Source organism: Micromonospora craterilacus, assembly GCF_003236315.1.
Lineage (GTDB): Bacteria > Actinomycetota > Actinomycetes > Mycobacteriales > Micromonosporaceae > Micromonospora > Micromonospora craterilacus.
The window spans coordinates 31385-57906 of the sequence record NZ_POTY01000006.1 but is presented as its reverse complement, the minus strand read 5'-3'; the positions used below and the strand labels follow the sequence as shown (position 1 = coordinate 57906).

Genomic DNA, 26522 nt, shown 5'->3' with positions numbered 1-26522 from the left:
GCACTCTTCGTACCCCCTGTGGAGGAGGAGAAATGGCTCACAAACGCCATTTCCGACTGTCCCGATCGGTCGGGCGACACGGTCCCGACCCCGTTGACCTCTCGCCGCCCGCACTCGACCCGCTCCCCCGGCCGCGGCGTCGCGTCGCCGGACCGTTCCGCCGCACGGTCGCCCTGGTTTCGGGCGCCCTGCTCACGCTCGGCCTGCTGAGCGCGCCGGTCGCCGCGGCGCCGGCCCCGGGCGTCGACACGATCGCGCCGGCCTGGGGCGGCCAAGCCGTGAACGTGCTGGTCTTCCACGGGCCAGCGGCGTCGCAGGAGGACCCGGTCGCCCGGGCCGTCACCATGATCCGGCGACTGGGCAACGAGAACGGCTTCAACGTGCACGTCTCCACCGACCCCGCGGTCTTCAACCCGGACAACCTGGACCGCTACCGCAGCGTCGTGTTCCTGTCGGCCAACGGGGTGACGCTCAACGACGCCCAGGAGGCGGCGTTCCAGGCGTATGTCAAGGGCGGCGGCGGCTTCGTCGGCATCCACGACGCCGCCCGCGCACAGCCCGGCTCCGACTGGTTCACCGAGCTGATCGGCACCCGTCCGGCGGCGAGCCTGCCGAACTCGGAGAAGATCGAGAGCGTCACGGCCAGCGGCAACAACCCACCGAACGAGATCGCCGCGAACCTGATCGACGGGTCGACCAGGACCAAGTGGCTGACCCGTACCCCGACCGGCTGGGTGGTCGCCAAGCTCGCCGAGCCGAAAGCGGTGGCGCAGTACGCGCTGACGTCGGCGAACGACTTCCAGGGCCGCGACCCGAAGGACTGGACCCTGCAGGGGTCGGCTGACGGCAACACCTGGACCGACCTGGACACCCAGACCGGGCAGACCTTCTCTCAGCGCTTCCAGACCAAGCAGTACACGTTCACCAACACCCAGGCGTACCAGTACTACCGGCTGAACATCACCGCGAACAGCGGTGAGCCGCTGATCCAGCTCGCCGAGCTGTGGCTGATCGGCCCGGACGCAGGACCGGCGCCGGAGAGCCGGGTGCAGGAGGCCGTGGTCGACGTGGTTGACCGGCAGCACCCGGCGAACAAGGGCCTGCCGTTGAACTGGACCCGGTCCGACCAGTGGATGAACTGGGACCCGAGCCCGGTCGGCCGGGTACACACCATCGCCCAGGTCAAGGAGAACACCTACGACGCCGGGCTGGCCGGCAACGGCGCGTTCCACCCGATCTCGTGGTGCCGGGACTACGACGGCGGCCGATCGTTCTACACCGGGATGGGGCGTACCGAGGCCAGCTACACCACCGACACGCGGTTCCGCAGCCATGTGCTCGGCGCGCTCCAGTGGACGGCCGGGCTGGTCCGCGGCGACTGCCAGGCGACCATCGCGTCGAACTACCGAATCGAGCGGCTGACCGCCACCAACCAGTCCGGTCAGCTCGACCAGATCGGTGAGCCGCACGGCCTGACCATCGCCGACGACGGCAAGGTCTTCTACATCGGCAAGGCCTCCTGCCCGAGCGGGCCGGTCGCGAACTGGACCGACCCGAACGTGGGCCTGGGCTGCGGCACCATCCACCAGTGGGATCCGAAGACCAAGCAGGTCAAGCTGCTGACCACCCTCAAGGTGATGGGCAACCGGGGCAGCGGCACCGAGCTGGTGAAGAACGAGGAGGGCCTGGTCGGCATCACCCTCGACCCGAACTTCACCGAGAACGGCTGGTTCTACGTCTTCTGGATGCCGCACGAGTCGATCGACCGGGACCGTCGGGTCGGCCAGCGTACGGTGTCCCGCTTCACCTACGACCACGCCAAGCAGTCGGTCGACCAGGGCACCCGCAAGGACCTGCTGAACTGGGACACCCAGATCCACAGCTGCTGCCACGCCGGCGGCGGCATGACCTTCGACAAGTCCGGCAACCTCTACATCGGTAGCGGTGACAGCACCTCCTCCGGCGGGTCCAGCGGCTACTCCGCGAACAACTGGACCCAGGAGTACGCGGGCATCTCGTTCCAGGACGCCCGCCGTACCTCCGGCAACACCAACGACCTGAACGGCAAGATCCTGCGCATCCACCCCGAGCCGGACGGGACCTACACGATCCCGGACGACAACCTGTTCACCGGTCAGGAGCAGGGCGGCGGCAAGACCCGTCCGGAGATCTACGTGATGGGCGTCCGCAACATCGCCCGCCTCGCCTGGGACCCGGTGAACGACTGGCTCACCGCCGCGTGGGTCGGCCCGGACGCCGGCGCGCCGGATCCGGAGCTCGGCCCGGCGAAGTACGAGACGGCGACGGTCATCACCTCGGCGGGCAACCACGGCTGGCCGTACTGCATGGGCGACCGGCAGCCGTACCGGGACCGCAGCAACACCGACGCGACCGTGCTGACCGGCTGGTACGACTGCGACAACCCGAAGAACGAGTCGCCGCGTAACACTGGTCTGGTCAACCTTCCGCCGGTGCGGGACAACATGATCTGGTACTCGCCGCAGGGCGGTGGCCCGGTCTTCCCGAAGCGCACCGACGGCAGTGGCCTGCCGACCTACAAGACCGCGGACGTCACGCTCACCCAGCCCTACCTGAGCGGCGGCGGTCAGGCCATCATGGACGGTCCGACCTACCAGCGTTCGAAGGTCGACGTCAACAGCGGCGTCGCCTGGCCGGCGTACTGGGACAACAAGTGGTTCATCGGCGACCAGTCCAACGCCAACAACCGGATCGCCGTCACCGTCGACCCGGGCACGGTCAGAGAGGCCGGAGCGCCGGCCTTCGCCGAGGATCTGCGCAGCATCATCCCGGGCGGCAACGGCGCCACCCAGCTCCAGTCCTGGATGGACGCGAAGTTCGGGCCGGACGGTGCGCTTTACCTGCTCGACTACGCCAGTGGCTTCTTCAGCCTGCACGCGAACCAGAAGCTGATCCGCGTCACCTACCAGGGTGGCCCGGCCACCCCGAACCCGAGCCTGGCCACGGCGCAGTCGGTCGCGCCGAGCCAGCCGCGGACCATCGGGTTCTCCGCCGCGAAGGTCGGCGGCGTGGCCTGGGAGTGGGACTTCGGCGACGGCAGCAGCAGGCGGGCGACCGCGCCCCACCCGACGCACACCTACAAGCGGTACGGCACCTTCCAGGCGACGGTGAAGGTGACGTACGCCGACGGTGAGGTGGTCACCGAGAAGGTCGACGTGAACGCCGGCTGCGGTGCCGCCGACGCTCGCCCGACGGTCTGGATGATGGACACCGACACCGGGGTGGCCAACCGGCAGGCCGGCGGCGGCTGCACGATCAACGACCTGATCGACGACGAGACGACCTGGCCGAACCGGGCGTCGTTCGTCACCCACCTCGACGCCGTGCTCGACGAACTGACCGCGGCCCACGTCATCGACAACCGCGAGATGCGGGCGCTGCGCACGGCCGGTAGGCAGTCCCCGATCGGCGCCACCAACGGCTACCAGCCGATCTTCGACGGTTCGGCGAAGTCGCTCGCCGGCTGGCGCCAGGCACCCGGCGGGTCGTTCGGCCTGCGTCCCGACGGCTCGATCCGCAGCTCCGGCGGCCTCGGCATGCTGTGGTACGCGGATCGGCAGTTCGCCAACTACTCGATCAGGGTGCAGTTCCGCGACATCTCCCCGGACAACGTCCGGGCCAACAGCGGCATCTTCGTACGGTTCCCGGACCCGAGGACCCCGCTGGACCAGCGTCCCGCCGGCAGTTGCGGCACGGTGGGCTCGGCCCGTAGCTCCCAGGCCTGGGTCGCGATCTACTGCGGCCACGAGATCCAGATCTACGACGGCGAGACCGGCGAGACGCAGAAGACCGGCTCGGTCTACAACTTCGCGCCGAACACGCTGGACAAGGCCGGGGTGACCCCGAAGAACCAGTGGAACGACTACGAGGTCCGCGTGATCGGCCAGCACTACACCATCACCCGTAACGGTGTGGTGATCAGCGAGTTCGACAACACACCCGGCAAGCAGTCGTCCCGCCAGGGCGACCCGCCGACCGATCTGCGGCAGTTCCTCAGCGGCTTCGTGGGCTTGCAGAACCACGGCAACAACGACGTGATCGAGTTCCGCAACATCAGGGTGCGCCAGCTCTGACCGACTGGTGCCGGATACGGGCCCGACGCCCGTATCCGGCACCGCCACGGCCACGCCCAAAGACACTGACACCGCCGCCATGCCCGATGCGCGGCCTCCCAGATGAGCCGAGGGCGCGCCACCGGGGTGCGGAACCAGACGGCAGCCGTGTCTCACGGTCACACCGAGCGCACTGGCCTTGTAGGGCGCTCGGAGCGACCGGCTGTGGCTGGCCCGCCAAGCGTTGGACGAGGGTGGGAGATCGTCCGCAGTGAGCTCAGGGCGTAAGCGGTCTCGGCTCCCTTCAACCCTCGGTACGGACGACGATGCTCAGGGCCTCGACGGCCAGGCGGGTTAGGTCGGGAAGCTGGTCCGCACCGAGAGCGACGCCTTGCAGGTTGTCCAGCGGTGTTCTGAAGTGGTGCAACCGGCTGCCCTGCAGATCGGCGCCGTCGAGGCGGCAGGATTCCAGCTCCAGGTCGCTGAGATCACAGGAGCGCAGTGCGGTGCCGGACAGGCGGCAGGACGACCAACTGCCGTGGCCGAGGGTGCAGTTGGTGAATGCCACCGAGCCAGCTGCGCTGACTCGATTCAGGGTGGCGTAGTCGAACCGGCAATTGTCGAACAGGACGTCTTTGAGGCGGACATCGGTGAGCCGGGTGCCGGTGAACCTGGATCCCGTGAACGAACACCGCTCGATGCTGATGCCGGTGAGGGTCGCACCGGACAAGTCCGTCCCAACGATTTCACATCCGTAGAGAGCCCCGGCTTCCCAGCTGACCTCACCGAGGTCCGCGCCGGTGATCCGGCAACCTCGGATGCTCTGGTCCGCAAACTGCTCACCACGCCAGGAGACCCCATCCACGAGACCGTCGCGGATGTCATCAATGGGTAGGTCGGCGACCTGGTCGAGGTCCTCCGGATCGAGGTCCGGCAGGAGAATCGTCACGTCACCCACGGTGGTGGTCCGCATGTCCCCTCAACCTGCTTGGGCGCGGGGTGGGCATCCCACCTCGCATCGAATCGCACCGCCGATCGGCGGACGAACTACTTCTTCTTGTTCCAGTTGTCCCAGCCGGGGCGGCTGTCGAAGTTCCCCTTGTTGTCCCAGGTGGGACGGCTGTCGAACTTCCCCGCGTCGATCGACGCTACCGCGCGGGTCGGGTCGACGCCGAGGAGGGCGAGGCGGTCCGGCGGGGGCGTCGAGAAGCGCGGCGAGGGCGTGGGTCATGACGGTTCTCCTTGAGGGGTGAGGACGCAGCCGCCGGCGTCCTCCTGCGTGACGAGGCCGGGCGGGTTTGGTGGTCCACCCGACGTGGCGGGCGTCTGAGGACGGACCCGCGACCTCTAACAGGTAGTCGGCCGCACTGAACCGCGATCGTGTTGCACGTGGCAGGTCAGGCATGGCGGAGCTACCGGTTGCTGCCGAATTAGAACGGCCTCGCGGCGGAGGTGGTTGCGACAGCCTGCTGCAGGGTCACGATCGGATCGTCGAACACGATCACCTTCGCCGCGGACTGCAGCCTCAGCGCTGGCCCGACCCGCGCGGTGCACGTTGATCCACCTGGGAGCACCAGGCACAATCGCCGGGTGATCGCGAGCGTGTTCTTCGATGTAGGCGAGACCATCGTCGACGAGTCCCGGGAGTACGGCACCTGGGCGGACTGGCTCGGGGTGCCGCGCCACACTTTCTCGGCGGTCTTCGGGGCGGTGATCGCTCGCGGCCTCGACTACCGGGAGACGTTCCAGGTCTTCCGGCCGGGCTTCGACCTGGCCGAGGAGCGGAAACGCCGGACGGCGGCGGGACAGCCGGAGTCCTTCACCGAGAAGGACCTCTATCCGGACGCTCGGCCATGCTTGGCCGCGCTGCGCGAGTCAGGGCTAGAAGTCGGCCTGGCCGGCAACCAGACAGCGCGGGCGGAGACCATCCTGCATGCCCTCGACCTGCCTGTGGACGTGATCGGCACCTCGGACGGCTGGGGTGTGGAAAAGCCCTCCGCCGCGTTCTTCGACCGAGTGGTCACCGAGGCAGGTTGCCCGGCTGACCAGGTGCTTTACGTCGGGGACCGGTTGGACAACGACATCCGGCCCGCTCAGGAGGCGGGTATCGCGACCGCCCTGATCCGTCGCGGCCCGTGGGGTCACATCCTTGGTGACAAGGCGGTCAGCGATCGTTGCCTGTTCCAGCTCGACTCGCTGGCCGAGCTGCCCGACCTCGTACGCAAGCACAACGAGTCGGCTCGCTAACTGCCTGGAAGGGCTGCCCGGCCGGCGGTGAGCGCGACGACGCGTTCGTCGAGCAGGGTGCCGTGTCGGCTGTCACCGAGCACGGGACGGACGGCTCGGACCCGGTCGAGGCCGACGCCGTACCAGTCGGTGTGCAGGGCGTCGACGGCCTGGTTGAGGTAGTCGGAGGCCCTGTCGCCGTCACTGCCGTAAGCGGTGGCGAGGTCGGCGAGTACTACGCTGCGCTGCTTGGCGCCGGTGGCGGTGAGCGCGGCGAGTGCCTGGTTGAGCTGGCCGGCGGCTTCGCTGTGGTCGCCGCTGGCGAGGGCCGCGTAACCAGCGAACGAGTGCAGGCGGCCGTTGTCGTAGAAGTCGAGCCATTCGGGTGGGGTGCCGTCACCGTCGACCGCGCCTGCGGCGAGGTCGATGTGGCGGCGGCTAGCGGCGGCGGCTCCGGCGCGGGCTTCGATCTCCGAGGCGACGCAGTGCAGCCATGACCGGATCATGGGGTTGACGCCGTGCCAGGTGTGTTGGAGTGCCGCGTCGATCAGCGGCCGAGCGTTGGCCGGCTGGTGGCCGAAGGCAGGAATGAACGCCATATGGCCGAGGACAGCGGCGGCCAGGGAGTGGTCGCCGGCCTCGCGGGTGGCGGCGAGGGCGACGTCGTAGCAGCGTTCGGCAATTGCAGGTTGACTGAGGTCGAAGAAGGCGAGCCGGGCGGTGAGCAGCGCGGACTCCGCGAGAGCAGAAGCAAGAGTGGTCCGGCTGGCACCGGTGGCAGCGCGCAGGAGCCCGACGCCGAGCTGGGTGTGGGCGTAGGCGGCCTCGTAGAGCGGCCGGGCCGGGCTGGTCCAGTACAGCTCGCGTTGGCAGCTCACGATCTGCTGGTACGAGTCGGGGTCGATGGTCTTGCTGTCGGCGTGTGCGGCTTCCGGGTCAAGGGACAGTAAGGGCGCGACCAGGGGCAGCATGCTGGCGCCGACCAGTGCGCGTAGCACGGATGCGCGGTCCCAACCGTTGCCGTTGTCCTCTCCAGTGAGCATGTCCCACAACCTCCTGAACTCGTGCAGTGTTTCCGTGTCCGGACGTACGGCCAGCTCGTCGGGGGTGAGCAGGCCAAGGTCGCTGGCCGGCTTACCGAAGATCGCGACCAGGTGTTTGCGGTACCGCGGATCTGGCCACCGCTCGCCGATCTCCCACCGACGGACGGTGTTGGCGTTGAGCCCGGTGTCGGTCTCACCGGCGCGGCTCATCTCGGTGCGAATGCGTTCGGTGACCTCCTCGTAGGACCAACCGCGTTGGAGTCTCTCCCACGCTAGCCGCCGGTTCGAGGGGTAGCGCCGTCCCGCCATCGCGCACCTCCGGGCATCGCCTGCCGACATCGATCACGCTAGCCAGTCCGGCTACCCGTCGTCACCACGTGGTTGCGATTGGACGGGTGGTGGACAGTACCGGACCGCTGCCGTGGACGGTTCGCTATTGCCGGACATCGAAGCCGCCCGTCCTGGGCTGGCCTCGGTGGTCGCCGACCAGTCCCGTCTACGGCATGAGGTTCATGGTGGACACGTCGCACAGACCCGAGATTGCGTCGCCCCGGATGGATCCGATTGCCGCGACGGTGGTCGGCTCCGGTGCCGTGAGGTTGACTCCGCGCCCGCGTACCGCCAATGAGGCTGCGCGGGCGGGTGATCGGCGAGAATCCCCCACTCGCCGCCTCCCGGTCGCGGGCCCGCCAGGCTCCCAGCGGGCCCGCAACACCGGTCGCCGATTCCGCGTGCGGGACAGCCGTTCGCAGGTTGCGCAACAAATCGACCGCAACGTTGCCGAGAAGCCGGATCTGATCTGGCCCAACCGGCAAAGAGCAACGAGCGAGGAAGCGCGACCGGCAGGCGAAATGGGATCGTGGCTGTGCGGCGTCACTCACGCCGCCCCGCGCGGCAGCCGTCCTCGGTAGCGACGTCGTCCGGTCGGGCCGCATCTCGCTGCTGAAAGGGCATCGCAACCATGACGCACATCGATCTCGGGATCGACGAGAAGCAGTTTCCCGGCATCACCGGCCTGATGCGGTACCGCCCGGAAACGGCGAAGCCGCTCAACGAGCTGGCCGAGGTGCTGCTGCGCGCCCCTCACTCGCTCCCGGCCGGCGAGCGGGAACTGATCGCCGCGTACGTGTCCGGACGCAACGAGTGCGATTTCTGCTGCGCGTCGCACTCGGCGGTCGCTGCGGCCCGGCTCGACGAGGGGTATGACCTCGTTGACCAGGTGCGCGCGGACCTCGACACCGCTCCGATCTCGGCAAAACTGCGGGCGTTGCTGCGCATCGCCGGCGCGGTGCAGGTCAGTGGCCGCGACGTCACCGCCGAGCTGGTCGCCGACGCCCGCGCGCAGGGTGCCACCGACCTGGAAATCCACGACACCGTCCTGATCGCCGCCGCGTTCTGCATGTACAACCGGTACGTCGACGGGCTCGCTACCTTCGCACCCGAAGGTCGGGACGCGTACGCCGAGTCCGCTCGTCGGCTGGTCGAGCGCGGCTACGGATCGACGGTCGGTGCCCGGCCGGCCGACGAGCCGGTCGCCTGAGCGCCGACAAGGGATCTGTAGAGATTCGCGTTCCCCTGCGCGATGGGTCCGTCTGCCCGGTCCCGGCCGGCGGGTGCCCTGGCCCGGTCAGCGCTGCAAGGTCAGGGTGACCTGTCCGGTCGCCGGGCCCGACGGGTCGACCAGGACCGTCCAGGTGCCGGCGACCGGCAGTGTGGTCGGCGCGATGCCGCCGGTCCCGTTGACCACGCAGCCGGTGGCGACCGTGCCGCCGTCCGGGGCACGCAGCACCAGCAAGCCGCACAGGTCGGGCAGGGTCGAGGCAGTCGCGGTCAGGGTCACCGAGATACCCGCGGCGGCGTTGAACCGGTATCCGGTGACGGCGCCGGGCCGGTCGACGACGGCGACGACCGGCGGTCCGCCGACGGCGATGGTCGCGTCTCGGTCCCGGCCGCTGACCAGGCGCAGCGTGACGGTGCCGGTGGTGCGCTCCGTGGGGTCCACCAGCACGGTGTACGTGCCGTCCGCGGGCAGGAGTGTGCCGTCGATCTCGCCGGTGCCGTTGACCACGCAACCGCTGCGCAGCAGCTGCCCGTCGGCGTCCCGCAGTTGCAGTGTGGAGCACTGGTCGGTCAGGGTGCTCTCGGGTACCTCGACGTAGACCCGCTCCCCCGCCTGCCCGGTGAACCGGTACCGCGCCCGGGCCCCGGGTTGGTCGACCGTCGCGGTCACCGCCGGGCCGTTCGGCTGCAGGGTGCCGCCGTTGTCCCGGGCGGTGTAGACCCGGACGGTGGCGCGGCCGGTGTCGCCGGGGGCGGCCGAGACCCGCAGCGCGTACGTGCCGGTGGTGGTGAGGTCGACGCGGTCGACGTAGCCGGCGCCGTTGATGTTGCAGCCGCTGGCGATTTCCCGCCCGCCCGGTTCGACGAGCTGGTAGGGCGAGCAGCGGTCGGCGATCCCGGGTGCGGTGGCGTCGACGAAGACGGCGTCCCCGGCTCGGCCGGTGAAGGTCAGCGGCGCGCCGCCGGGGGTCAGGGTGGCGGTGGCGGCCGGTACGGCGGTGATCGGCGTACCGGCCGGTGGGGCGACCCGTTCGGTGGTGGCGCCGGCGACGGCGAACTCGGGGCGTCCGCTGACGCCGACGTCGAAGACGCACTCGGCGAGTTGGGCGGGTGAGGTGACGCCGGCCCACCGGCAGACTTGTTCGGCGGCCGCACGGCGGGCGGGGTCGAGGTCGGCGACGGTCATCTCCCGCTCGGGGAAGGCGCGATCGGTGAAGGTGCCGGTGTCCTGCCCGTCGTCGTAGTGGAACAGCGAGCGGTCCATGGTGATCCGCCAGCTGTCCGCGTACGCCGGGTAGAGCTGTGCGAAGGGCACGGGTTGGGCGAGGGCGGCGCCGGTGGCGGGGGCGATGTCGTCGGCGGGGTCGCCGTCGAAGTCGCCGAGCAGGCCGCGTACCTTTCCGGCTCGGCTCTCGGCCAGCCGGATCAGCAGCCGGTAGCCGTAGCGGCCGATCTGGTCCACCGCCGCAGCGGACCCGTCCGGCCACGCCACGTCGTACCCGTCGGCGGGGCCGGTGTCGGAGGGGCGGCGGGTGAGACTGCCGCCACCGGCGAGGTCGGTCCGCTGCGCCGGCGTGGCCAGCGGCGCCCCGTCGACGTGCACCCGGGTGCCGCCGTCGGTGAGGGTGAGCGCGACGCGGTGGGCGCCGAGCCGGAAGGCGACCGCGGAGTTGACCGAGGCCGTGCGGGTGCCGGTCATCGGCGCCTGGCGGACCTGCACCTCCAGCGGGTCGCCTCCGGTGGAGGCGACCAGGACGAACTCGCCCACGGCCTGGAAGTCGTAGGCGACCCGGTCGAAGGTGACCAGGTGCGGGTCGCCGTTGCTGCCGCCGCAGGCAGCCCCCTCCTCGCAGAGCTTGACCGGCCCCTTCGCGGGCGGCGTCTTCTTCGCGGGCTTCTTGCACTCGTCGAGGCTCTTCGGCAGCGGCTTTCCGTCGTACTCGGTGCGCGGCGGCAGGCCCTTGGCCGCGCGGTAGCGGTTCTCCGCGAGCGTCGCCTTGACCTCGGCGGTCCGGATCCCGGTGCTTCCGCACTCGCCCTGGGGGACCGCGTCGCGGGAGATGTCGTCGGCGTGGTTGAGCTCGTGGTAGAGCGCGGCGCAGGGGTCCCGCACCACCCCGTCGCCGTACGGCTCGACGGAGGTCGGGTTCCAGGTGACCGTCGACGAACCCTTGCCGTCGGTGCTGTCCGGGGTCTCGAAGGCGCCGGAGCCGCCCGGCGTGGGGATGATCCGTACCTTGGGGCTCTTCTTGTCCCGCAGTCGGGGCAGCAGGCCGGACGGGTCCCCGCCGGCTGCGGCGAACCCCGCCAGGCAGCCGTCGACCGCGGCTTGGAAGTCGACGCCGCTGACCGGAACGCCGGCGGTCGGGTCGACCGTGTAGTCGGCCCGGGCCGGCCGGGGTCCACTCCCGACCAGGGCACCGACCGCGACGAGCAGCAGCGCCACGGCTGCGGCGGTCGGCCGGCGACGGCGTACCAGCAGCAGCACGACCAGCACGGCGACGAGCAGCACCAGCAGCGCCCCGCCGGCCAGCCAGACCCGGCGCTGGCCGGGCGGGCCGGCGTCGCCGACGGTGAACGTGACGGTCCGCAGGGCGGTCGCGCCCGGGCAGAGATTCACGGCCCCGGTTACGGGCAGCGTCACGTAGCCGGCCGTGACCTCGTACCGGCCGGGTTCCCCGACCGGCCACAGGGTGGCCAGGCCGCTGCCGTCCGCGGTGGCCGCCACCGACCGGAGCACCACGTCGCCGGCCCCGCCACCGTCGTGCACCCGTACGCCGGTCAGCACCACACTCGCGGACGCACCGGGCTCGACCGTGGTCAGGCCGGCGGTGGCGACGGCGGCGATACCGTCGTCGTGGAAACTGCGGGCGAGCACCGGGGTCAGCTCCCGCCCGTCCCGGCGTACCGCGGTCACCTGGACGGTGCCGGCAGCCTGGGTGGCCAGCGCGCACGCCGACGTGGTGGTGTTGGTGACGGTGAACTCGAGCCGGACCTGCTCGCCGGAGCGGTGCTGCGCCCGCTCCGGGCGCAGGGCCAGGCCGAGGCCGCCGTCGGCGGGCGCCGCGGCAGCGTTGGCCGCCCCCGCCACCAGGGCAGTCAGCAGTACGGCGAGCCCAGCCGCGAATCGCACCATCCAGCTCATGGACGGGACTGTAGGGCGGCCGCACCGCGATTCCCGCGCTCTGTCGGAGACCGGTCGCTCACGGCCGGACGGGCAGCCCCAGCCGTGCGGCTGGCCGGCTTCCCGATGACATCGACGCCAAATTATGCCCGCAGATTCGGGTCAAAGGTCGGGGACGAGGAACAACGGCGGTTAGGGTTACGCGACAACGCACTGCGGCGATGGCATTGGCAACCGTAGCGCTGATCGCCAGTCCGTTACTCTCATCTTGAGGGCGATCATCGCGCTGGCAGAGTGGTTTGCCTTATCGGTGCGGTCTGATGTGCGGTTTCCTGGTGCGCAGGTCGCCGCTTTGCGCCGTTTCGATCAGGGCGAACACGACGCCGAGGATGGTGAGCAGGAACAACGCTGCCACCGGTGGCAGCGGGATGGTCAGCGGTGCCAGCACGGTCATCGCGCACGCGCCGATGACGCGATGCGCCGCCGGACCGTTCGAAACAGCAGGGTGATCTGGCCCCCTACGTGGCCTGGGCGGGCTCGGCTGTGCACCGAGCCCGCCTGCGCCGGATCAACCCGATCCCGATCACGAGCCGTGGCAACGCCTCACACCGATTCGGCGTACACCGTTGCCGGTGAGGGTCGGGAACCTGAGCCGGATATGCGTCACGTGACTAGCGCTGCAGGGTCAGCAGACCGGGCCGATAGGGCAAAAGCCCGTAGTCGCCGCCGGAGTTGGGGGCACGCCCCTGGTAGAGCAACTGCAGGTTGCAGGGATCGATGGTCATGGTCTGATCGGCGTTGCTGCGAATCAGCTCGCCGTGGCTGATGTCGTTGGTCCAGGTGGCGCCGCTGTTGGCCTTGCCGGCGAAGGGATTGCTCTCGGTGGCGGCCTGCGGGGTCCATGAGCCGCCCAGACTGGTGGCCGTGAACGATCGGAAGTAGCGACCCTGCGCGCCGATCGCCTCGACCAGCATGAGGTATCGGTTCTCGCCCTGGATCTTGTAGACCTGAACCCCTTCGAACAGGTTGTTCGTCGAGTCGGTCATAATGATCGTCGAGGTGGAGCCGAAGCTTCCCGGGAAGTTACCGATGGGCATGCTGGCCCGGTAGATCCGGCCGTTGTCGCCGGCGAAGAACAGATACATGTTCGTGCTGTCACCGATGAGCGCCTGGTCGATGGGTCCCGTACCGGAATTGGCGATGCTTCCGGAGAAGAGCACCTGCTGCGACGACCAGCTGTTCACGTTGGTGGGGTCGCTCGACGTCCGGTAGGAGAAGGCGGTCCCACCCCACTGGTAGGCAAGCACCCAGATGTTCCTCGGGGCGAAGTAGAACAGCGTAGGCGCAACAGCGGAGAAAGGCATCGCGTTCTGGCTGGCCGAGGCCATGTCGGACCAGTTCGTGAAGAGGCCGAAGTTCATCGAGCCCCACGACGTGCCCGTGTCGTGCGTCGTCGCATAGACGAGATGCCGGCCGTTGTACGGGGCGTGGGTGAAGTCCTTGAGCGAGACCCACCCCGACCTCGGGTTCGCCAGCGAGCCCGTCGATGTCCAGCGGTACGTCGACGGAAGAGCGCACGTGCCGGGCGGCGGTGTGGTGGGGTTGGTGCCGCCGTCGACGCGGACGAGTTGCCATTGCTGGTTGTTGCCGCCCCAGTCGTCGTACTGCACGATGTTGCCGCCGTCAGCGGTCGAAGCGCCCTGCACCTCCACCGCCTTGTTACTGTTCCGGTTGATCAACCGGACGTAGCCGCCGGCCGAGTCCGCCAGCCGGAACTGCTGGTTGGCCCCGTTGCCGTCGGTCCACTGCACGATGTTGGCACCGTTGGCGGTCGACCAGTTGTAGACGTCCAGCACCTTGCCGGACAGCCGCGACTTCAACCGGTAGTAGCCGCCGCCGGAGTCGACGAACTGCCACTGCTGCTGGTTGCCGTTGTTCCGGGCCCACTGGGTGATCCGCGCCCCGTCGTTCGTGGCGAGGTTGTACACGTCCAACGCCTTGCCACTGTTGCGGTTCAACAACACGTACCACGCGCTCGTGTCGACCGTCGCCGCGGCGGCGGGCGTCGACACCACTGCGGCGGCGACACCACTGACCACCACGGCCGTCACGCCGGCGGCGACGACCCGCGGCAACCACCTACGCCGCCGCGACGGCGGCGCGATCGATGGAGACCTACCAAAGGCAGACATGATCCTCCTCCAATGACCAGAAGCCGAACGGTGCGGCCGAAGATGGGCGCACCGCGACGCGTGGACCGGGCGCATGCGGGGAGAATGTCAGCGCTAACAAGGCCCCGCATGCCCTGGCGCACGCCTGGATCCAAGGTCCAACGAGGCAGGCTTGCCCGGTAAGCCACAGGCATCGTCGTCCTTGAGTATCGACTGTGAGCGATAACATGCCGTTCGTCAAGTCGTAATCTTCTATGTCCACCAATGGTGCGCACGGCCACCCCGGAGGTACAGGAGCCCACCGGGTGTGTGGCCAGCAGAGGCTCATCCATAGGCTGCCGCGGGTGAGATACGACGAACTCGAAGCGGCGATTCGCCACCTGGTCGCCGGCGCCGGCGACGACAACCTCCGCCGCTTCGGCGCCGAGACGGTCGCCCGCCTCGTGCGCGACGAACGGCTGCTTGACGTCGCAACCGAGGACGAGCTCGACGAGGACGCGTTGGCGGCGCTCACCCTCGCCCGCGAGAACCTTCTGACGGCCAGCCCGACCGAGTTACGCGCGCAGCTGACGCGCATCGATGACGGCATCCTCACCGACGGTGACATGGACCCCGAACTCCTGACCGCCGTCTCCGCACTCGAACACTGGACGACCTACCTGGAGACGGGCCAGCGCGACGAGCTCTACCAGCTTGCCCTCCGCTCCATCGAGCAGGTCGATTTCCAGGTCTCGGCCGATCTCGGCGACTTTCTGGCCGAACCCGAGATGGCCGCCGAGTACGACCGGATCGCGCGCCTGCTCACCACGTAGGGACGGCCGGAACCGGCGGTCCCGAGCAGCCGCGTCTGCCGCAGACCGAGCGTCGTACGCAGCCGTGGTCGGACTCGCGTGCGAGCAGGCCAGGACGAGTCATGGAAACGCTCGTCCCGAGACCACACCCCGCGGGTATACATCCCATATATATGACCCCGCCGTATACGGGTGATGCGAACGGATCTCGATAGTCCGGCAGGGCGCACCGCCTGTTGCGCTGTTCCCCTATGACCGGCGCGTGACTGAGGGAGAAGGGATGGTGGTGCGGTGCCGACCAACCGGCTGGAGGCGTTCAGCGACGGTGTGCTCGCCATCATCATCACGATCATGGTCCTGGGGCTCAAGGTCCCGACGGGTCACCACCTCTCCGACCTCCTCCACACCACCGGCATCGGACTGTTGACCTACCTGCTCAGCTTCATCTACGTCGGCATCTACTGGAACAACCATCACCACATGTTCCGCCTGGTGAAGCAGGTCAGCGGCGGAGTGCTGTGGGCCAACCTGGCGCTGCTGTTCAGCCTGTCGCTGTTCCCTTTCAGCACCGCCTGGGTCGACGATTCACGATTCGAGCGGACCCCGGTCGTGATCTACGGTCTGAACCTGCTCGGCGCGGCCATCGCCTACTTCGTGCTCCAGAGCGTGATCATCCGGCAGCAGGGGGCGGAGTCGCCGCTGCGGGAAGCCGTCGGCGCCGACCTGAAGGGCAAAGTGTCCCCGGTCTTCTACGTCGCCGGGATCCTCAGCGCCCTGCTGATCGGTGGGCCGGTCGGAGTTGGGCTCGCCGAGGCGTGCTTCGTGATCGTGGCGATCATGTGGGTCGTACCGGACCGCCGAATCGACCGGGTGGTCCGCCAGCACCAGGCCCCCGACTGAGGAGTGGGTGGAGCCGGAGCATGGCGACCGCGCCGAGCAGCGGTCCGGCTGCCAGGATAGCGACGGCGAGCGGCCAGCCCACCGCGTGGGCGACGACGGGCAGTCCCTGGATGGTGAGGGCGGTGATGAGGAAGCCCACGGCAGTCTGGAACGTGAGGGCGGTGCCGACGAAGCGGCTGTCGACGACCGACGTCGTGCAGGCCGAGAACATCGCCGAGTCGGCGATGACGCTGGTGCCCCAGACGAGCAGCACCGGGACCATGAGCCAGAGCGAACGCCCGAAGGCAAAGGCGGCGGCGAGACAGCAGAAACCGCTGACCATCATCGCGCCCGCGGCGACCCTCGCCCGCCCCCATCGGTCGCCGAGGCGTCCCGCCAGCACGCAGCCTGCGGCCCCGCAGACGCCCAAGGCGATGAAGGACAAGGTGCCTCGTGCGGTTCCGGTCAGCGGGGTGCCGTACGCTGCGGCGCTCGCGCCGAGGAAGGTGGGCACCCAGGCCCAGACGGCGTACAGCTCCCACATGTGGCCGAAATATCCCAGGTTCGCCAGCAACGGTCCGCGGTCCCTGAGCAGGGAGAGGACGACCCGCGGGTGCAGGCCGGTGGACCGGGCGACGTACGGACCCACCGAGACCCGTTGCACGAGCACGGCGGCGACGACGGCGAGCGCGGCGGAGACGAACAGACCCGTCCGCCACGCCGAGTCGAGCGAGCCGCCGATGAGCTGCGGCAGGGTCGATCCGAGGGTCAAGGCACCGACGAGCGCACCGAGGGCGAAGCCACGGCGTTCGAGGAACCAGCTGCTGGCCAGCTTCAGCCCGACGGGGTAGACGCCGGCGAGGGCGATTCCCGTGACGAGACGGAGGATGATCGCTGTCGTGGCCCCGTGGGCGAAGACCGCCAGCGCGGCCGTGCTGCCGGCGGCCAGCAGGGCTCCGGCAGTGACGAGGTGCGGTGGGTGGACGATGTCGGGGAGGTTCAGCGCGGCGGAGACGAGCGCGCCGATGACGAAGCCGAGCTGCACGGCAGTGGTCAGCAGGGTGGCCTGGGCCGAGCTGAGCCCCCACTCCGTGCGGAGAGCCGGCGCGGCCGCAGACGCCGCGAACCAGGTCCCCATCGCCAGCACCTGCACCGATGCGATGAGCAGGAGCTGACGTCCGGCCCCCGAACGGGCCGCGCCCAGCGGGACCGACGGGACCGGTCCCGTGCCTGCTGGCGCCAAGCCGCGCGTCGTCTCGTTCATTACCTCTGCTCCACGTCGGCGGGCTCGGGGGAAAGACCAGCAGGCTATCGGGTTGGCTGGTGCTCGAAGCCCGCGGCCACGTGCCGGCTCGCACGAGCGGGCGGAGGGCGGGCACATCCCGCCCTCCGCCGTCGTCACTGGGTGAGTTCGGCGACCTGCTCGGCCGTCAGGCGCAGCTCCTCGGCCGCGGATTCGGCCCGCGCCCGGGCCGCGGCAGGCGGGTCGGCGGGCCGGCGCAGATGCCAGTCCGTCGTCGCCTGGTACGCGGCCACCACGGACAGCAGCCGGTCCTCGGCGTATGGCAGGGCACCGAGGATGGTGCCGATCGGCACGCCGGCGCCGGTGAACCCGATCGGGAAGGCGATCTCCGGCAGACCCAGGATGTCGAAGGGCACCGGGTCGGTCTGCACGACGATGTCACAGGTGTCGAACAGGTCGTCGAGTACCCGTTCCAGCAGCAACAGCTTGGCCCGCTGGCCGGTGAGGAACTCGTTGCCGCCCAGCAACGCGCCCTGCAGCCAACTGGTCACCGACACGCCGAAGCCGCGCAGGTCGCTGCGCAGGTAGGGCATGAACGGTTCGCTGCGCTCGGGCAGCCGGATGTTGTTGAAGGTGCTGCCGGTGAGTTGGCTCCACCCCTCCGGCAGTGACACGTCGACCAGCGTGGCGCCGGGGATCGCGGCGAGCTGCGCCAGGTACGCCTGGCGGGCCAGCGCAGTGGCCGAGGTGCCGTTGGTGAAGCCGGGCAACACCCCGATCCTGGTGTTCCAGCGCAGCTTGACCCGGTTCCGCTGGTACACGGGGGTGGCTGCGTCGATCAGGTTGGGCACCTTGGGCAGCCCCTGGCTGCGCGGGTCCGCCGGGTCCTCGCCCGCCATCGCGGTCAGCATGATGGCGGCATCCTTGGCGTCACGCGCCAGCGGCCCCGGATGGTCCCGGGTGTAGGTGAGCGGGATGATGCCGGCCGCCGAGACGCGGCCCATGGTCGGTTTGAGCCCGGTCAGGGCCTGGGCGTTCGAGGGTGAGGTGATGGAGCCACCGGTCTGGGTGCCGATGCCGGAGGTGGCCATGCGGCCCGCCACCGCGGTCGCGGTGCCGGTGGACGACCCGCCCGGGTCGGTGTTGCGGTTGGTCGGCGTCCACGCGTTCACCGTGGTGATCACTCCGGCCGGCGTGGTGGCCCGGGTGGTGGCCAGCGGGCCCATCTGCGTCTTGCCGAGGACGATCGCGCCGCCCGCCTTGAGCCGGGTCACGGCGGTCGCGTCGTACGGCGGCACGAAGTCCTGGAACAGGAAGGAGTTCGCGGTGGTGTGAACCCCTTCGGTGTAGTAGTTGTCCTTGATCGCCAGGGGAATTCCGTGGAGCGCTCCGCGTCGAGGCCCGCGGGCGGCCGCGCGGGCCGCCGCGACGGCCGCGTCGGCCAGCACCAGGTTGAAGGCCCGATAGGTGCCGTCGTACGCGGAGACGCGAGCCAGGTACGCCTCGACCAGTTGCTCGGGGGTGAGCTTGTTGGCCCGGATGAGCCAGGCCGCCTCGGCGATGGTCAACTCGGTCGGATCAGCGACCGCCTCCGGGCGGGGCTGAACGTAGGCGTTGGGCTGGTCCAACGCCCCGTGCTTCAGCGGACCCAGGTGCAACGGGCTGCTCGCCGCGGCCATCGAGGGGGCGGTGACGGTCGCGCCGGCGGTGGAGGCTACGGCCAACGCGGCGGCGCGGGCCAGGAAGGCCCGGCGATCGACCGAACGGTCGAGGGGTTCGGCAGTCATGCCTTCCGCCATTCTGTGCTGTTCGCCGGGTACAGGATCGGCACGCGTTGCTGCGACAACGCCGCCGCGACCTGGGGATCGGTGGTGCCGGCGGCGGGCAGCTGATAAGCGGCCAGCCCGGCGACGGTGCCCCGCATGAACGAGCGCAGCGAGGCGAGCACCGAGTCCCGGCCGGGCGCACCGGTCTCGGGATCGGCGGTGGTGCCGGGCGGGAGCTGGTCGAGATCTATGCCGAGGACTGCCAGTCGCGCCCGGATCAGGACGTTCAGCTCAGCATCGGTAGGCGGAGTGGGGGCCATGGTGCTCCTCTCGGGAGGCAGGTCGCCGTGTTCCGTCGAAGTGAGCCGAACCTAGGTCGGTCCCGGTGTCGAGAGAGGACCCCGCGACGGAAATTGAGCGACACTTGAGCCTCGTGATCGGCCAGCGCCGCCAGGACCGAGGTTCGGCAGGGGCGCCGGGACGACGAGGGCGCGGTCAGCCCGCAACAGTTTTCACCGCCGGGAGGCCTCGTGAGCATCACCATCACCCGGAGGGGACTGGGTTGGGGTGGCCTGCTGAGGTTCGGGTGAATCGGCGGGCGAGATGCGCGAAGGCCTCGGTGAGTTCGTCGGGGCCGACGACGTCGATGTCGGCGTCGTAGCGGGCGATCGCGGCGGCGAGGCTGGGCCAGGACCAGGAGCCGAGTGTGAGCCGGCAGCGGTCGGGGGTGATCTGCTCGACGAGGCCGTCGCGGGTGTAGAGGGCCACGGTGGCGGCCGGCAGGTCGAGGAGCACCGTGCCCTGGCACGGCCAGTTTCCCGAAGCGTCCTCGGAACCACGGAAGACGCCGGTGACGTACGCGGCGACGTCTCCGCCGGGCAGCGCACGGTGAGTGAAGCGCGGCCCGTTGGGGGTGCGCAGGCGCATCCGGTCGACGCGGAAGGTACGCCAGCCGTCACGGTCGAGGTCCCACGCCACGAGGTACCACCGCCCGTCCCAGGTGATCACGTGGTGTGGTTCGGTGCGGCGCGGCGGCGTCGTGCTGTCGGAGCCGTAGTCGAAGCGCAGGATCTCGCGGGCGCGAACGGCGGCGCTGATGGTCAGGAGCACGTCGGTGTCGACCGGTTCGGCCGGCCGTGTGGTGGGCCGCTCGACGGCGGTGACGTCGAGTGCGGTGATGCGGTGACGTAGCCGGGAGGGCATCACCTGGCGGATGGTGTTCAGCGCCCGTTCGGCGGCCTCGGCGAGGCCGCTGTCGGGGGTGGTCGCGGCGATCTGCAGAGCGACAGTGAGAGCGACCGCCTGATCGTCGTCGAACAACAGTGGGGGCAGTTCGGTGCCCGCACTGAGCCGGTAACCGCCCTCCGGGCCTTTGACCGCGGCGATGGGATAGCCGAGCTCGCGCAGCCGGTCGACGTCGCGGCGCACGGTGCGCACGCTGATGTCCAGGCGGTCGGCCAGCACGGTGCCGGACCAGTCCCGGCGGGTCTGCAGCAACGACAGCAGGGCCAGCAGTCGCGCGGACGTTTTCGGCATGATCCTGATTCTGCCCGCAGTAGGTGCCACAACCTGTCACCTACTGCTGCGAATCTTGTTCCCCCTGCTCTGGTTCCCCCACATGAGGTTCAACCAGCCCATCGCGGGCGCGATCCCGCCCGCGAACGACCACCAAGGAGTCCCGCATGGCCATCATCACCACCACGCACCTGAACTTCCGCGGCGACGCCCGGGCAGCGCTGGAGTTCTACCAGTCGGTGTTCGGCGGCCACCTGACCGTCGTCGCCTACGGGGACTTCGGCATGCCCAAGGAACTGCCCGACGCCGACAAGGTGGTCTTCGGTCAGGTGACCGCCGACAACGGGTTCAGCATCATGGCCTACGACGTGCCCAGCCAGGCCCCCGCCGCCGTCCCGACCGCAGCCACCACCCGCGAGCACGGCATGACCCTGACCGGCGAGCGGTTCTTCGTCTCCGTGCGCGGCGAGACCGCCGAAGAGATCAGCGCGCTGTGGGACAAACTCGCCGACGGCGCCGAGATCATCGAGAAGTTCGGCCCCTCGCAGTGGGCGCCGGGCTTCGGGATGCTCACCGACCGCTTCGGCGTCACCTGGATCCTCGACGTCGCCGTTGCCTACGCTGGCTGACCCACCACACCCGTCCGGTCCGGGGCTGCCGAGCCAGGCCGCCCCGGACCGCCCCGTCCCGCGAAGGAAAAGCACATGCGTATGCGCCCCCTCGGCCGCACCGGAATACGGATAGGCCTGACCGATCCGCGGGGTAGCGGGTGCCGCCGCGTCGGAACGACGCGGCGGCACCCGCCGGTGGATCCGCTCGGTGTACGCGCTCCGGTCAGCGAGTCGAGTCGCGGACCATCCGCAGTTTCTGGACCCGCTCCACGATCAGCGGCGGGCCCTCGACGTACTCGCCGTGCTTCAGCCGCGCCGAGTTGACCTTGTACCGGTCGGCGAGGACCGCCGTACGGTGCAGGGCGAGGCTGCGCAGGCAGTCGCTCACCGGGTCGACCCGCTCGGCCGCCGGCACGTCCGACACGTCGCAGTCGCCGGCGTACGCCAGCCCGTCAGCTGGTGCCTTGCCGTCCCGGACGTTGTTGCGCGCCGCGAGCAGGCTCGCGGTCACCACCGGCGACCGGTTGGGCAGGTCCGCCGGCAACTGCTCTCCGCCGAAGAGGACCATGGCCAGCAACTCGTCGTGCTCCAACGCCCGCGCCCAGCCGAGCTTGGAGTAGGCCTGGAGCAACTGGACGGCCTTGGTCACCTCGACGTTGGCCTTGCCCAGCGGCGTGGTGGCGTTGCTGATCTGCGCGTGGACGTTGTCGTAGTACCGCTGAATGTCCACGTCCAGCCGGTCCTTCACTTCCTTCTGGGCTCGCGTCTTGACCTCGCCGTTCTCGCGGCCCTGCTGCGCGGTGGACTGGAACTGGGTGCGGAAGCGGGCGTCCCACTGGCCCAGGAAGTGCCCCACGTCGTAGCACGCGCCGACCACGCCGGTGTTGCGGTTGCGGCGGCACACCTCGCCGGCCGGCATGACGGCCGACCAGTCCGTGAAGCGCTGGGTCTGATCGCCCCAGACCACCTGGAGTGCCATCGTCACCTGGATGTCGGCCCGCTCGACGTCCCACGGGCCCTGCGATTCGATCTCCCGATTGACGAGCTGTGCCTCGTGGCAGAGCCGGATCACCGGCCCGGCGGGCAGGACGTGCCGGGCCAGGTGGGCGATCTCCGGCGTCTTCGCGATGGTCACCTGGGTCGGGCGGGTGAGCTGCTGAGTGGAACCCGGCTGGCAGGCCGGCACGCGGGTCGGGTCGACCGTCCGCCCCTCGGCCGGGGCCTGCTGCGCGACACCACCGAACATGTCGTGCCGGCGGTCGCCTCGGATGGCGTCACGCTCCGCGATCAGCAGACCGTTGAGCTCCTTGGTGGCCTTCTCGTAGCCCTCGACCAGCTTGGTGAAGAGGTTGTTGGTCCAGTTGCCGTTCACCGTCTGGTCCAGTGGCTCGCTGAAGTGCCGGTGCGCGTCGAGCAGCGACTCGCCGTCGTTGACCAGGCCGGTGATGCGGTCCGCGACCACCCGCCGGATGTGGTGCGGGTTCTCCGCCGACATCAGTTCGTAGGCACCGGTGAGCACGTTCCAGTTGGCCACATCGGCGACCTGCCGGCCGGACCCGGGGTGACCGTACGTCGTGGCGGCGTACCAGTCCAGGTATGCGATCGCACCGTTCGGACCGAACACGTCGTCCCCACCCCGGTTGATCACCGAGATGACGTCGGCGTTGGCATAGGAGCCGGGGCTCGGCCCGACGAACGGTTCGGCACGCATGGTGACCGTCGCGCCGACGTGCAGATCCCGCTCCGCCCGCCAGAAGTCGTCCCAGGACAGCACCGCGCCGTCGTACTTGTCCGCGTGGTGCACGGCGCCGTCGATCGTGTTGAGCAGCGGCGTCATCTGGCTGGTGCGCTGCGCGGCGAGGATCTCGGCTCCCCAGGTGTCGAGTTGCACGGAGAGCTGGAACAGGGCCTGTTCGATTCCGACCAGCTTCTCGATGGTGTGGTTCTGGCGCTCCAGCAACTCGTCGAAACGTGCCTCGGTGTTCTCGAGAAGTTGGGCGAGTTTCGCGTCGATCGCGTCGAAGCGGGTGTCCATCTTTTCGGAGAGCTTTTTGATGTCGTCGCGGATGCCCGCGAGCTGGTCCATCATCTGCTGTTCCATGCTCGGCCCGGTGAAGAGCGGCACGAGGGCGCCGACCACGCCGATGATGTTTCCGGCCAGCGCGGCGGTGCCGAGCGAGAAGATGGCCTCCTTCGCGCCGAGTCCGGCGATCTTCGGCAGGTACTCGTTGATCGCCGTGGCGACCTTCACCGCCGCGTCGCCGATGCCCTTGACCCGCTTGCCGGCGTCCTTGTCGACGAAGGTGACGATCTGGGCCAGGCCGGTGATCATCTCCTTGCTGTCGTCGATGTACTTCTTGCGCCCCTTGGCGTCGGCCTCCGCCTCGGTCCGGACCGCCTCGCTGGGCGTGGGTCCGTCGGTCTTGGCGCCGTAGGCCGCATCAAGCTGCTCGGCCTTGGCGATCGCCTGGCCGGTCTGCGTGCGCAGGTCAGCCAGCATCCGGTCGAACTGCTGGCCCGCCTCGGCCAGCAGTTCCGTGGCGTTCCCGTCCTCCGCTGCCGCCAGCAGGGCCGACACGTCGAAACGTCCCTTGAGCAGCGGATCTTTACTCAGGTTTGCCGATCCGATGGTGGGCCGGATGCCACGGGGGGCGCCGTAGCGGATCCGCCACACCTCGGCGAAGGTCGCGTCCTCCAGCGCCCGGACCCGCACCGCCGACCAGGCGATTCGCCGGACGGCGGTCACCCGGTCCTCGTCGGAGGAGGAGCGGCGCAGGTTGGTGACGACGTCCCGCACCGAGCCGAGGTTGGGTCGGCCGACACCGACGAGTTCCTGGGTGACGGCGAGCATGGTCGGCGAGGCCATCGCCGCCGGGGTACGGGTGGTGTCGTTGGTGGTGTCGTTGAGGATCTCGATCAGGCGGAGGGTCAGCTCCCAGGCGGAGCGCCGCTTGTCGTCCTCGGTGAGCTTGGCCGCCATCCGGCTGGCCATGAGGTCGGCATGCGCGGTGATCGCGGCGGCGTCCGCCGTCGGGTTGCGTTCGCGCCAGCCGACCAGCTCGGCGCTGAGCACCGCGTCGCGCTGGGCGAGAACCGGGTCTGCGTACCGCAGGCCGACGTGGGTGACGAAGAGTTGGCGGTCCAGCGCCGTCTCGTCGATCTTCATGGGCTCGGCCGCGCTCGCCGGCCCGGGGGCGACCACTTGGGGCAGGCTGGCCAGCACCGCCCCGGCCAGCAGGCCGGTGAGTATCCGGCGGATCCGGCCGGCCGATACCGAGGCGCGTCGGTGGACGCCGCCTCTACTTTCCTGTCGCACTTGCTCTCCCTTGCTGCGTGCATGGTGACGGCCGGACGCGATGGCATCCGGCCGCTCACGAGCCTCGCGTGAGCCACTGGAAAGTCACTGGAACCGCTGGCTGTCGGCTTGCGGCCGGTCGGACCTTGCGACGGACATCCCAGGACCGGGCCCAAGCCGACATCCACTACCAGCGCGGTTCTACCGACCTGTCGATGGCTTTGGTGGGACCATGGCAGACGTGGGAACTGCGAAAACAGCTACACCGGCCGTCTCGCCGCTGGCCGGCGAGCCAATCAAACGTGCCGATGCCGAACGGCTCGCGGGAGTGCTGAAGGCATTCGCCGACCCGGCCCGGCTGAGACTGCTCAGCCTGATCCAGTCCGCCCCCGACGGCGAGGCGTCCGTGAGTGACCTCACCGCGCCGCTCGGTCTCTCCCAGCCGACCGTGAGTCATCACCTCCGGATCCTCACCGAGGCCGGTCTGCTCGAACGCGATAAGCGGGGCGTCTGGGCGTACTACCGCCTGGTGCCGTCCGCGATCGCGGCGGTCGCCGAGCTGTTGACGCCGCCGCGCAAGCGGGCAACCAAGAAGGCCCGCTGAGCGGAGCGCTCAGCAGGTCTGCTCACCGGGCTTGCCGCCGCTACGTGTCGCCGTCGCCGGCATGCCGGCGGCGGCGAGGAGGCGTGCGGCGGTGACGGCTGCCAGCGGTACCCGCCGTGGTTGACGGCCATGGCGGCGAGCGGAGGTACGGCGGCCTTGGGGTCGGCGGGCACCGTGGCGGTGGTGGTGGGCATCAGCTGCCGCAGCAGCCGCCGGTCTGGCTTTCGGTGGCGGCGTCGGGGGTGATCAGGGTCAGTGGCGCGGACAGCAGCCCACCGGAGACGCCGGTGGCCAGACCTCGGCCCGCGGCAGCGGGGGCGGGGCCGCAGCAGCTGTCGGTGCCGGTGGAGTCGACGGGGTTGCTGTTGCACACGCCGGTTTCGGGCAGGTCGAGCTGGACGTCGTGGGCTGCCTGCCAGTCGCCGGCGAGGGCGGCGCTGACGGAGCGGACCTGCTCGTAGCCGGTGGCCATGAGGAAGGTGGGTGCGCGGCCGTAGCTCTTCATGCCGACGGCGTAGTAGCCGGCCTCGGGGTGAGCCAGTTCGTCGACGCCGTGCGGGGGGACGGTGCCGCAGGAGTGCTCGTTCGGGTCGATCAGTGGGGCGAGAGCCCGGGTGGCGCCCATGATCGGGTCCAGGTCGAGGCGCAACTCGGCGGCGATCGTGTGGTCCGGGCGGAAGCCGGTCGCGGCAACGATCCGGTCGACGAGCACCTGCTCCTCGCTACCGTCGGCGTGCCGTACGACCACGGCGACGCGGCCGTCGGTCGGGGTGAGGGCGTGGACGGAGAAGCCGGTGAGCAGCCGGATCCGACCGGTGTCCACGTGCACCCGCAGTCGGGTGCCGAGCGCACCGCGGGCGGGGAGAGCGTCGGCGTCACCCCCGCCGTAGGTGCGCGCCGGACTGTTGGTGCGGATCGCCCAGGTCACCTGCGTTCCCGGCGCCTCGGCGGCGAGTTCGGCCAGGACGAGCAGCGTGTTGGCCGCGGAGTGGCCGGCGCCGACGACCAGGGTGTGTCGGCCGGCGAACCGGTCCCGTTCCGTGCCGAGCACGTCCGGCAACGCGTGCTCCAGGTGCGCGGTCACCTCGTTCTCGCCTCGGGCGGGCAGGCCGGAAGCGCCGAGGACGTTGGGGGTGCCCCAGGTGCCGGAGGCGTCGATGACTGCACGGGCCAGCAGGTCGTCACCGTCGGCGAGGCGGATCAGAAACGGCGTGTGCTCGCGGCCGGCGGTACGCAGCCGGTCGTGGCCGAGGCGGCTGATGGCCTCGACCCGTGCGCCGTAGCGCAGGTGGGGCTTGAGCTGCGGCAGCTCGGCCAGAGGCTGAAGGTAGTCGCCGGCGAGCTCGGCGCCGGTGGGCAGGGCGTCGAGGTCGGGGGCGGCCCAGCCGGCCTCGTCGAGCAGGCGGCGGGCTGCGGTGTCGATGTTGTACCGCCATGGTGAGAACAGGCGGACGTGTCCCCACTGCCGTACCGCCGCGCCAGCGGTGTCGCCGGCTTCCAGGACGAGGAAGGGCAGACCGCGCTCGTGCAGGTGGGCGGCGGCGGCCAGACCCACCGGGCCTGCGCCGATCACCACGACGGGCAGCTGGTCCAGGGCGCTCAT

The 26522-nt window shown here is 69.9% G+C and carries 19 protein-coding genes; 7 read left to right on the top strand and 12 right to left on the bottom strand.

Annotation, left to right across the window (positions count from 1 at the left end; genetic code table 11):
• The first annotated feature begins 32 nt into the window (after positions 1–32).
• Positions 33–4112, top strand: coding sequence for a ThuA domain-containing protein (locus C1I95_RS02380; protein WP_111212084.1), 4080 nt, complete (start codon positions 33–35; stop codon positions 4110–4112).
• A 283-nt stretch (positions 4113–4395) separates the two neighbouring features.
• Here C1I95_RS02380 and C1I95_RS02375 read toward each other — a convergent pair whose 3' ends face one another.
• Positions 4396–5064, bottom strand: coding sequence for a pentapeptide repeat-containing protein (locus C1I95_RS02375; RefSeq protein WP_111212083.1), 669 nt, complete (start codon positions 5062–5064; stop codon positions 4396–4398).
• A gap of 74 nt (positions 5065–5138) precedes the next feature.
• On the bottom strand, positions 5139–5234 hold the full coding sequence (gene amcA / locus C1I95_RS37040; protein ID WP_325048761.1) for a multiple cyclophane-containing RiPP AmcA: 96 nt from the start codon (positions 5232–5234) through the stop codon (positions 5139–5141).
• Between the two features lie 447 nt (positions 5235–5681).
• On the opposite strand from amcA, the gene C1I95_RS02365 reads away from it, so the two are divergent.
• Positions 5682–6338 (top strand): HAD family hydrolase, encoded by a 657-nt coding sequence (locus tag C1I95_RS02365; RefSeq protein ID WP_111212082.1) that lies wholly within the window; start codon positions 5682–5684, stop codon positions 6336–6338.
• Here C1I95_RS02365 and C1I95_RS02360 read toward each other — a convergent pair.
• Positions 6335–7669 carry a helix-turn-helix domain-containing protein gene (locus tag C1I95_RS02360; RefSeq protein WP_111212081.1) on the bottom strand — a complete coding sequence of 445 codons (1335 nt, stop codon included), beginning with the start codon at positions 7667–7669 and terminating at the stop codon, positions 6335–6337. The genes C1I95_RS02365 and C1I95_RS02360 overlap by 4 nt on opposite strands.
• Positions 7670–8321: 652 nt before the next feature.
• Between C1I95_RS02360 and C1I95_RS02355 the strand changes: the two genes are divergently transcribed.
• Positions 8322–8900: a carboxymuconolactone decarboxylase family protein gene (locus tag C1I95_RS02355; RefSeq protein WP_111212080.1), complete on the top strand. Its 579-nt coding sequence runs from the start codon at positions 8322–8324 to the stop codon at positions 8898–8900.
• Positions 8901–8987: 87 nt separating this feature from the next.
• On the opposite strand, the gene C1I95_RS02350 is transcribed toward C1I95_RS02355, so the two are convergent.
• The 3 genes from C1I95_RS02350 to C1I95_RS02345 all read right to left on the bottom strand — a co-directional run bounded on the left by C1I95_RS02350 (position 8988) and on the right by C1I95_RS02345 (position 14236).
• Positions 8988–12065, bottom strand: coding sequence for a VWD domain-containing protein (locus C1I95_RS02350; RefSeq protein WP_111212079.1), 3078 nt, complete (start codon positions 12063–12065; stop codon positions 8988–8990).
• A gap of 283 nt (positions 12066–12348) precedes the next feature.
• Entirely contained in the window at positions 12349–12498 is a 150-nt protein-coding gene (locus tag C1I95_RS35095) for a hypothetical protein (protein ID WP_158566256.1), read from the bottom strand.
• 217 nt (positions 12499–12715) lie between these two features.
• On the bottom strand, positions 12716–14236 hold the full coding sequence (locus C1I95_RS02345; protein WP_111212078.1) for a non-reducing end alpha-L-arabinofuranosidase family hydrolase: 1521 nt from the start codon (positions 14234–14236) through the stop codon (positions 12716–12718).
• A 323-nt stretch (positions 14237–14559) separates the two neighbouring features.
• On the opposite strand from C1I95_RS02345, the gene C1I95_RS02340 reads away from it, so the two are divergent.
• Positions 14560–15027, top strand: coding sequence for a hypothetical protein (locus tag C1I95_RS02340; protein ID WP_111212077.1), 468 nt, complete (start codon positions 14560–14562; stop codon positions 15025–15027).
• A gap of 270 nt (positions 15028–15297) precedes the next feature.
• A complete protein-coding gene (locus C1I95_RS02335; RefSeq protein ID WP_111212076.1) occupies positions 15298–15906 on the top strand; it encodes a TMEM175 family protein in 609 nt (202 codons plus the stop codon).
• Here C1I95_RS02335 and C1I95_RS02330 read toward each other — a convergent pair.
• The 4 genes from C1I95_RS02330 to C1I95_RS02315 form a co-directional block, all read right to left on the bottom strand.
• On the bottom strand, positions 15842–17149 hold the full coding sequence (locus C1I95_RS02330; protein ID WP_111212075.1) for an MFS transporter: 1308 nt from the start codon (positions 17147–17149) through the stop codon (positions 15842–15844). The genes C1I95_RS02335 and C1I95_RS02330 overlap by 65 nt on opposite strands.
• A 134-nt stretch (positions 17150–17283) precedes the next feature.
• Complete coding sequence (locus C1I95_RS02325) at positions 17284–18915, bottom strand: amidase (protein ID WP_199523568.1); 1632 nt, start codon at positions 18913–18915, stop codon at positions 17284–17286.
• Entirely contained in the window at positions 18912–19214 is a 303-nt protein-coding gene (locus tag C1I95_RS02320) for a hypothetical protein (protein ID WP_111212073.1), read from the bottom strand. Before C1I95_RS02320 ends, C1I95_RS02325 begins: the two co-directional genes overlap by 4 nt.
• Before the next feature lie 223 nt (positions 19215–19437).
• Entirely contained in the window at positions 19438–20430 is a 993-nt protein-coding gene (locus C1I95_RS02315; RefSeq protein WP_111212072.1) for a helix-turn-helix transcriptional regulator, read from the bottom strand.
• A 146-nt stretch (positions 20431–20576) separates the two neighbouring features.
• On the opposite strand from C1I95_RS02315, the gene C1I95_RS02310 reads away from it, so the two are divergent.
• The gene (locus C1I95_RS02310) at positions 20577–21038 is read left to right on the top strand and encodes a VOC family protein (protein ID WP_111212071.1); all 462 of its coding nucleotides are present in this window, start codon (positions 20577–20579) and stop codon (positions 21036–21038) included.
• A 205-nt stretch (positions 21039–21243) separates the two neighbouring features.
• Here C1I95_RS02310 and C1I95_RS02305 read toward each other — a convergent pair whose 3' ends face one another.
• Positions 21244–24336: a hypothetical protein gene (locus tag C1I95_RS02305; protein WP_146605614.1), complete on the bottom strand. Its 3093-nt coding sequence runs from the start codon at positions 24334–24336 to the stop codon at positions 21244–21246.
• A gap of 211 nt (positions 24337–24547) precedes the next feature.
• Here C1I95_RS02305 and C1I95_RS02300 point away from each other — a divergent pair, with 211 nt between their 5' ends.
• Positions 24548–24919: an ArsR/SmtB family transcription factor gene (locus C1I95_RS02300; protein ID WP_111212069.1), complete on the top strand. Its 372-nt coding sequence runs from the start codon at positions 24548–24550 to the stop codon at positions 24917–24919.
• A gap of 193 nt (positions 24920–25112) precedes the next feature.
• On the opposite strand, the gene C1I95_RS02295 is transcribed toward C1I95_RS02300, so the two are convergent.
• On the bottom strand, positions 25113–26522 hold the full coding sequence (locus C1I95_RS02295; RefSeq protein ID WP_111212068.1) for an FAD-dependent oxidoreductase: 1410 nt from the start codon (positions 26520–26522) through the stop codon (positions 25113–25115).

Bases quoted from the DNA above. Each gene is read 5' to 3' on its own strand.
- C1I95_RS02380 (WP_111212084.1), top strand. From the start codon at position 33: ATGGCTCACAAACGCCATTTCCGACTGTCCCGATCGGTCGGGCGACAC.
- C1I95_RS02375 (WP_111212083.1), bottom strand. From the start codon at position 5,064: ATGCGGACCACCACCGTGGGTGACGTGACGATTCTCCTGCCGGACCTC.
- C1I95_RS02360 (WP_111212081.1), bottom strand. From the start codon at position 7,669: ATGGCGGGACGGCGCTACCCCTCGAACCGGCGGCTAGCGTGGGAGAGA.
- C1I95_RS02355 (WP_111212080.1), top strand. From the start codon at position 8,322: ATGACGCACATCGATCTCGGGATCGACGAGAAGCAGTTTCCCGGCATC.
- C1I95_RS02350 (WP_111212079.1), bottom strand. From the start codon at position 12,065: ATGAGCTGGATGGTGCGATTCGCGGCTGGGCTCGCCGTACTGCTGACT.
- C1I95_RS35095 (WP_158566256.1), bottom strand. From the start codon at position 12,498: ATGACCGTGCTGGCACCGCTGACCATCCCGCTGCCACCGGTGGCAGCG.
- C1I95_RS02345 (WP_111212078.1), bottom strand. From the start codon at position 14,236: ATGTCTGCCTTTGGTAGGTCTCCATCGATCGCGCCGCCGTCGCGGCGG.
- C1I95_RS02330 (WP_111212075.1), bottom strand. From the start codon at position 17,149: ATGAACGAGACGACGCGCGGCTTGGCGCCAGCAGGCACGGGACCGGTC.
- C1I95_RS02325 (WP_199523568.1), bottom strand. From the start codon at position 18,915: ATGACTGCCGAACCCCTCGACCGTTCGGTCGATCGCCGGGCCTTCCTG.
- C1I95_RS02320 (WP_111212073.1), bottom strand. From the start codon at position 19,214: ATGGCCCCCACTCCGCCTACCGATGCTGAGCTGAACGTCCTGATCCGG.
- C1I95_RS02315 (WP_111212072.1), bottom strand. From the start codon at position 20,430: ATGCCGAAAACGTCCGCGCGACTGCTGGCCCTGCTGTCGTTGCTGCAG.
- C1I95_RS02310 (WP_111212071.1), top strand. From the start codon at position 20,577: ATGGCCATCATCACCACCACGCACCTGAACTTCCGCGGCGACGCCCGG.
- C1I95_RS02300 (WP_111212069.1), top strand. From the start codon at position 24,548: ATGGCAGACGTGGGAACTGCGAAAACAGCTACACCGGCCGTCTCGCCG.
- C1I95_RS02295 (WP_111212068.1), bottom strand. From the start codon at position 26,522: ATGAGCGCCCTGGACCAGCTGCCCGTCGTGGTGATCGGCGCAGGCCCG.